The sequence below is a fragment of the Nostoc sp. CCY0012 genome (assembly GCF_963920855.1).
Taxonomy (GTDB): Bacteria; Cyanobacteriota; Cyanobacteriia; order Cyanobacteriales; family Nostocaceae; genus Cyanocohniella.
Map to the genome: position 1 here is coordinate 1 of NZ_CAWUDM010000230.1, position 1,469 is coordinate 1,469.

General features: G+C 41.5%; 1 pseudogene. It reads left to right on the forward strand.

Features of this window, described 5'->3' with window-relative positions:
* Positions 1-352 precede the first annotated feature (352 nt).
* Positions 353-1,411, forward strand: a pseudogene (locus ACM0OS_RS28875) (transposase); the annotation flags it as partial.
* Positions 1,412-1,469 lie beyond the last annotated feature (58 nt).

Consider the following 1,469-nt stretch of genomic DNA (forward strand, 5'->3'; position numbering starts at 1 on the left):
CTTATATCTTGCACCTAACTGGATAAACACTGAATACGTAAAATAAAGGTCAAAATAACTACAGGTTTTTTTAGTCCTGATATACTTAAACCTTGGTTATTTAATACACTTTATAAATGCCCAATTGCTGACTTATTTCAGTAAGTACAACCGGGTAGTTTTAGATAATGATAATCATTTAGTGGGTTGGGGGTGGAGAGGCTAGCAATGCTAGCCTCTCCACCCCCTGATTCGATTATCATTTTCATGAATAACTACGTCTTGACTTAAGTGGAGTTAAGTTGCCTGTATTTGCTGAAAGTAACCAAAATATGAGAAAAAGGGCGTATTCATTGATTTATAAGCAAGAAAAATGTCTCATCTTCTTGCTCACGCCCAAGAGCTAGTTTACACCCTCGAATCATTCATGCCTTCTGCCTACCAACGCGAAAATCTCAATTCTATGTTGGGATTATTCCTTGAGGCCAGAGGCTATCCCCTACCTCAACACAGTCAAACCAAGTCTGCTAGTGCCTTAAGCCGCTTTCTCAATACTTATGATTGGCCTACCCGTAAAATTATCCGCACTACTCGTCAACATATCATCAGAGCAATTTTATCTTGTTGTCCCAAAGGTCGTAGACCTCAACTGCAAGTCATCCTTGACCTGACTACTCTGGAGAAATGCGGTAAATTCAAGTCCTTTGACAATTTAATCCGCTTTTATAACCGTAAACGGGGATTGCATGTAGTGGTCATGTATCTGGTTATCGGGCAATGGCGGATTCCTTGGAGTTTTAGGGTTTGGAGAGGTAAAGGTACTACCTCTCCTGCACAGTTGGGATTAAAACTACTCAAGAATTTACCCAAATCATTGACCAAACGCTTTCAAGTTATGGTTTTGGCAGATACTGCATTTGGCAGTGCCGATTTTATTGGTGGTGTCCGCTCTCTCAAATACCATGCTGTTACTGGTTTACTATCAAGCCGCCGACTCACTGATGGGCGACGTTTAAGATGCTTGCACAAACGTGGTCAACAAATTCAACTCCAAGGTTTTAACTTCCCTGTTTGGGTGTCTTGGTTCTATCTCAAACGTCATGATGGAAAGCTCGAAAAACGTTTTGTTTTATCTACCAGACCTCTTAAGGCTAGTACCATCACTTGGTGGGGTAAACGCCGATGGCAGATTGAGGGGTGGTTTAAAACTGCAAAACATCGCTTTGGCCTTCATCGTTTTGGTCAAGGAACCCTATTGGGCGTTTACCGCTGGCTAGTCCTTTCCTTCCTCAGCTTTGTTTTGGCCCATTGGGCTTATTTATCCACTAATACTCAAAATTTACCTGACTGGGGACAAGCCGCACACACTGCCCTCGAGTTTATTTTTCCACAAATTGTTATGTCTTCTTTTTTACTTCACCTTAAACAGATAATTCCTCTCGCACGTAGTCAAGGTTTTGACATTCATATTTCCAGGTGCAAGATCTAAG